General features: G+C 65.1%; 7 protein-coding genes and 1 pseudogene. All 8 read right to left on the bottom strand.

Features of this window, described 5'->3' with window-relative positions; translation table 11 throughout:
* Positions 1-347, bottom strand: a pseudogene (locus tag JMF90_RS21085) (collagen-like triple helix repeat-containing protein); the annotation flags it as partial.
* A gap of 264 nt (positions 348-611) precedes the next feature.
* The gene (locus JMF90_RS21080; RefSeq protein WP_011547645.1) at positions 612-959 is read right to left on the bottom strand and encodes a copper-binding protein; all 348 of its coding nucleotides are present in this window, start codon (positions 957-959) and stop codon (positions 612-614) included.
* A gap of 53 nt (positions 960-1,012) precedes the next feature.
* Complete coding sequence (locus JMF90_RS21075) at positions 1,013-1,804, bottom strand: DUF2182 domain-containing protein (protein ID WP_011547644.1); 792 nt, start codon at positions 1,802-1,804, stop codon at positions 1,013-1,015.
* Complete coding sequence (locus tag JMF90_RS21070; RefSeq protein ID WP_011694752.1) at positions 1,801-2,445, bottom strand: DUF1326 domain-containing protein; 645 nt, start codon at positions 2,443-2,445, stop codon at positions 1,801-1,803. Before JMF90_RS21070 ends, JMF90_RS21075 begins: the two co-directional genes overlap by 4 nt.
* A 167-nt stretch (positions 2,446-2,612) precedes the next feature.
* Entirely contained in the window at positions 2,613-2,912 is a 300-nt protein-coding gene (locus JMF90_RS21065; RefSeq protein WP_011547642.1) for a hypothetical protein, read from the bottom strand.
* A 211-nt stretch (positions 2,913-3,123) separates the two neighbouring features.
* On the bottom strand, positions 3,124-3,372 hold the full coding sequence (locus tag JMF90_RS21060) for a hypothetical protein (RefSeq protein WP_006478971.1): 249 nt from the start codon (positions 3,370-3,372) through the stop codon (positions 3,124-3,126).
* 449 nt (positions 3,373-3,821) lie between these two features.
* The gene (locus tag JMF90_RS21055; RefSeq protein WP_011547641.1) at positions 3,822-4,070 is read right to left on the bottom strand and encodes a hypothetical protein; all 249 of its coding nucleotides are present in this window, start codon (positions 4,068-4,070) and stop codon (positions 3,822-3,824) included.
* Positions 4,067-5,314: an alkaline phosphatase family protein gene (locus JMF90_RS21050; protein WP_011547640.1), complete on the bottom strand. Its 1,248-nt coding sequence runs from the start codon at positions 5,312-5,314 to the stop codon at positions 4,067-4,069. Before JMF90_RS21050 ends, JMF90_RS21055 begins: the two co-directional genes overlap by 4 nt.
* Between the last annotated feature and the right edge of the window lie 467 nt (positions 5,315-5,781).

Below are 5,781 nucleotides of genomic sequence, written 5' to 3'. Positions count from 1 at the left end.
CTGGTTCCGCTGGTTCCGCTAGTTCCGCTAGTTCCGCTAGTTCCGCTAGTTCCGCTAGTTCCGCTAGTTCCGCTAGTTCCGCTAGTTCCGCTAGTTCCGCTAGTTCCGCTAGTTCCGCTGGTACCGCTCGTGCCACTTGATCCACTCGTGCCGCTGCTTCCACTCGTGCCACTTGATCCACTCGCGCCACTAGTACCGCTGGTCCCGTTCGTCCCGCTCGTACTCGTCCCGATGTTGTTACCGGCCAGCGTCGGTGCCGTAATGTCGCCGCCGCCGCATGCCGCGAGCGCGCACGCCGCGGCAATGGCGGCGAACGCAACGTTCGCCTTGATGAAGTGATCTTGCATGGAAGCCCCCGTTCGCTATTCAGCGCGATCACCCCAACAAGCATCTACCGTGCCATTTCCAACGGCCTCCTTCACAATTTCACAATCACCCTGCGATAGCCGTCCGCGCCGCACTGCGCGGCATGGCGCATCACGTGCGGATCGTGCCTCGCGGCGCGGTCCGCCCTGGCATTCCGATAACGCCGACGTAACACCGGCCCTGCGTTACGTAGCACGAACCAGGAAAAACCGACGTCGTCCATCCGTACACGGGCCACATAGTCGTCACGGTCGCTTCACCAGTTTCACGATCGTCAGTGTGCCGTTGACGTTTTCCACTCGAACCCGGACCCTGTCGCCCACATGCAGCGACGGGATCATCGCCGCGTCGCCGGCCTTGAACGCCATCGTCATCGGCGGCATTCCGATGTTGTCGAGGGCGCCGTGCTTCAGCGTCACGAGCTGGCGGCCGGCGTCGATTTCCTTGACTTCGGCATCGGTCAGCTTCGTATCCGGCACCGACATGGTCGTGTCGGCTGACCTCATGCCGGACATGTCGCCACTCGCGAGCGTCGACGTCGCAACGATCGCCGTCGCGCACGACACGACGACGGCGTGAAAACAGGTTTTCATCGAGCGTCTCCCGTCGGGCCCGGCGCGTTTCCCCCGCCAGTCGGCGCTACGCATCACACGATCAACGTCACACCGGCCCATGCGATCAGCACGGCACCCAGCACACGGCCGATACGGTCGCCGCCGGGCAGCACCTTTTCCACGAACACGAACAGCGACAACGCGACGATCCATACGACGTTCATCACGCCGCCGACGAACAGCAGCGCCATCAGCAACCAGCAGCAGCCCACGCAAACCATGCCGTGCCGCGCACCCAGCAGGAAACTGCCGGCAACGCCCGGACGCCAGTGCGCGACCAGGAATGCCGCCGGCGCACGGCATTGCCGCAGGCACGCACGTTTCAGCGGCGAGAATTGGTAGAGTCCGGCCAGCGCCAGCACGATCGCGGAAAGAAGCGCACTCTTCGACCACAGCATCATCGCGGAGATCAGCCCGGCCGGCTGCAGCAGCGCCTGAAGCAACGCCGCGCCGATCGAGAACGCCAGCCATGTCGTCAGATAGCCGGCCAGCAGCGCGACCGACGTGAACGCCGATCCCGCCGCCCCGTCGCCGTGCTGCCGCAGCACGCGCCGGTACAGCATCACGAGCGGCGCCGCGCCGGGCGTCATCATCGCGATCATCATCACCCACCACATCGCGATCACGGTCGGCAGAGACGGGTCCATGCTGCCCATGCCGTCCGCCAGCCGATGCGGAAACAGCGCGACGGTCGTCATCTCCCGCGCCGACATGCCAGTTCCCGCACCCGTCCACAGATAGAACCAGCACAGCCCCACGAGCGCGGCCATGCCGAGCAGCGTGACGGCCCGCTCGCGCGCGAACCAGGAGTCGAACGGCGTCATGCCGCGGCGCGATGCCGGATCAGCCCGTGATTGTTCAGATGCAGCCGCGCGAACTGCGCATAGGTTCCGTCGAGATTCAGCGCGATGTTGCCCTGCGAGCGCCCCGTGCCCGAACCGATCTCGGCCAGCTCGTATTCGAAACCGTGCGGCAGGTCGATCCGCACGCGATGCTCGGCCCCCGTCACCGGATTGCGGATGGGTTCGCCGGCCGCATCGAACACACCGTCGACGTGAATCCGGCCGCGCCGCGCATCGACATCGACGTCGAAATCGATCTTCGTGAAGATCGGATCGAACGCGTGCTCGAGCGTCGACGCATACACCGAGAACATCGTCGCGAATGGATCGGTGTCCTGACCGGTCATGATCTTCAGCACGGCATCGCGCTGCGCCGGACTGGCACGCTCGTCGACGATCGGCTGGCACTTTCCCTTGCCTTCGTGCACGGCGCCCGGCCACTGGAACACCACCGCGATCCTGACGCCGTCGAGCACCACGTCGCCGTAGTGGCCGCTGTCGATCGAAATCGCCCCCATCGCTTCGCAGTTGCCGTTGGTCGGCAGCGCATTGAACTGACAAGGGCAACCGTATGAGCAATTGCAGCTGATCATTTCGGTTCCCTGAATTTCCCACGGCGTCATGGCTCCACCTCGCGCGCTGAAACGGACGAACGCTTCGAATCTAGTGCACGGGGTGAGGGAAAGCAAAGCGGGAATGGCGGCGTGAAAACCGCGCGTTGCGGCCTCACGTAAGACGTTTCGGGATGCGTTCCCGGGGCTGTTCCCGAAACCGTCCCGCCAGCGTGTTCTCACACGATCAGCGATGCGACGATCGCACACCACACCGCGCCTGCACCGCACAGAAACACGCGCCGTGCGACGAACATTCGCGATTCGTCGTCAGGTGTTTTCATCGGCGACGTCGCGAGAAACGGCACGCTGGCCAGGCATGCGAACCCCGCCAGCGCCGGCACGATCACGACGTAGTCGCCGAATCGCCAAGGCAGCGCCTCGTGCAACCCCCAGTAGCCGAGAAACAGCATGCCCATCGAGAACATCGTCGCCGCGGCCGAACTGAGCGCGACCACCGATCCTGTCGGAAATTGCACGGGAACCTCCCTTCGCGCGGCGCGCGATGCAACGCCTCTCGCCGAAGATCAACATCATCTCGTCCGCCGGCAACGAAGTCGGGCATTCGGGCGCGAATGCATCGAGCGCATCGTCTCCGCTCCTCAGCGAATGCGCGTTGTCACGGATTGACAGAGTCAGCCTGATCGAGCGGTCATGTCGTACTCGTCCAAGAGGACGCGCGTGACGCCGTCAACCCGGCTTTTTCGTGCCCTGCGCAACGGAAATCCATCCGACCACCGCCGCGGCGACCCAGCAACAGGTGATCATCAGGTCCAGATCCATCAGTCCCTGGAAATTCGTACTGTTTTCGAAACTGCAGCGCTGATGGCCCCTGACCCACATGCAGCCGCTGATCAGTTGCTGGATGTGCATGTAGACGCTGTACACGGCAACGGCCGAAGCGATGACGGCGACCCGCAGGCTTATGCTCTTTTTCATTGACGCTGAAGGCGTGGGATGATCTCCCGGCGATCTTAAGCCAATGGCGATGCGTGACGCAATCGATCCGGTATCGAGCCGATCGACCGGCACGCGTAAAAGGACATCGATCTCGCAGCGGCAACGCGGACCACCATGACGAAACAAGACACGATCGCACTGATCGTCGATCCCGACAGCGGCGAGCGGATTCGCGACATCGCCGCGCACGCACGGCATACGTCGCGTCGCTCGGTTGCCTCACGACACGTGCCGGCATGCCCGCGCAAGCAGCACGCCGCGCGGTACGTCGGTGTCGGTGCTGATCGCCGCACGCGCCGTCGGCCTGCGCGTGGCGATGTTCGCCGGCGCGGCGGTTCAATTGACGGGCGCAGTGGTATCGGCAGTCAGCGTGCGGCGGGCGGCATGACGCGCCCCATCCGTGCCAGGCATGCACGGCGCCCCTTCATTCAGCGATGCTTCCCGCCATGCTTGCGCGCCCGATGCTCGGCGCGCTTGTGCAACAGCACCGGCATCAGTTCCTCGATGTACTGCCGCGCCTGCCCGCGTGTGACGATCTCGCTGAAGCGCTGATGCGCCCTGTCCTGGCCGACGAGCGCCGCATGCGCTTTCCTCAGGATGTGCAGATAAGCGATCAGGCTCGTGCCGTCGCGTACGGGCAGCGCATCACGCGGGTCCGGAGTCGGGGCGGTACTCATGTTCCAATCCTTTGCGGACAATCCGTCCGGCACGTCGCCGTGACGAGCGCGAGCAGGTCGTTGGCGAGACGATCGCGGTCGGTCAGCGGTGCGAGGCCGAACAGCCGCTCGAGCGTCGCGGCCACCGACGCGTGGTCATACGGCGTGTGATCGACCTGCCCGGCCGCGACCCACGGCGAAATCACGATCGCCGGCACCCGCACGCCGTACACGTCGAAGCCGAAGCCGCTCGCGTTCAGCGTCGCGGGTGCGCCATCGTTGGGCGGCGGCGCGACGCCCGGCCTGACCGAATCGTAGAAGCCGCCGTGCTCGTCGTAGAGGATCACGAACAGGCTGCTGTTCCATACCGGCGAGTTGCGGATCGCGTTGTACACGCGCGCGGCAAGCTGGTCGCCGCCGGCCAGCCCGTCCATCGGGTGCTGCGAGCTGCCGTTCCGGTAAGTGCCGTGCACGATGTCGCCATAACCAGGCTCGATGAACGTGTAGCGCGCGGTGTAGCCGGCCGCGAGATCGGCTTCGAAATGCGCGAGATCATCGACGTCGAAGAAGCTGATGCCCTTCAGCGATGCGACCTGCGGCACGTGGCCGAGCGGGTCGCCGGACTGGTCCTGGTAGATGCGCCAGTTGTCGTCGCCGAGCGAATCGAAGATCGAACCCTTCGGATAGTGGAAGCCGTCGAGCGTATCCCATCCGGCCATTTCCTCCTTGGTCGGCGAATGGTCGAGCCCGGCCGACGACGCGCCATGCAGGAAAAAGCGGTTCGGCCAGGTCGGCCCCGGCATCGACGCATGCCACGCGTCGCACAGCACGAACGCATTCGCGAGCGCGTACAACGACGGGACTTGCGCCGCGGCATCAACGCCCTGCATGATCTTGGCCGCGTCGGCCGGCTGCGGCGGTGCGCCCTCGGAATGCGACGTCGCGTAGTTCGACACGAACCCCGAGTTGTCGATGTTCGGATAGGGCTGCCCTTTCACGAACGGCCTGCCCGCGCCGCAGAGCTGTTCGAGCACGTCGGTGAATTCGTGGCACGGATCGGTCGGCATCCGGTCAGGCGCGCCGCCGCCGAACGGATAGACCGTGCCGCCGTACGCGTTGCTGTTGCCGGGCGACGCGGCGACGATGTCGGCGATGCCCGACAGCGCGAACAGGTGATCGAACGAACGGTTCTCGAGCATCAGCACGAACACGTGCTGGATGCGATCCTGAACCGGCGAGGATGCGGGGGCTGCGTCTGCACTCATGGCGCCTCCTGGCGTCGCGCGACGAACGTCGGGCTGGCACGACCGTTGGCCCGCTGAAAGCACTGAATGGATTGAAAACCACGCACGGGCCGTGAATTGCCGACGAGTGTACGGCCGCGCCAGCTCGTGCGTAAAGCCGCAGGCTGACGGCGTCGTAGCGCATGCGCTCAGTCGCTGGCCGGTGCGGACGACGATGCGCTTCGCCGCGTGTGCGGCTCGTGACGGGGCCTGTCGGCGCGCTGGGCCAATGCCAAGTTGCGGCAAAACCGCGAGCGCATGACATCCGAACGCGCGGCTTGTGACGATACCGAATTGCGGGCACTACCCGACGCAGGAATGCCTGTCGTATTTCGCGATGGTGATCGAGGATTTTTCGCAGGACGCGGCCGCCTCAGCGTGGTACCCGCGCGGCGCCGGTAAAGGCGGGAGAAGCAGAAGAAGCCGCCGCGGCGCGATGGCGCCGCCGG

This window comes from Burkholderia sp. E168m23 (assembly GCF_016586125.1).
Classification (GTDB): Bacteria; Pseudomonadota; Gammaproteobacteria; order Burkholderiales; family Burkholderiaceae; genus Burkholderia; species Burkholderia orbicola.
This window is presented reverse-complemented; position numbering and strand designations above follow the sequence as displayed.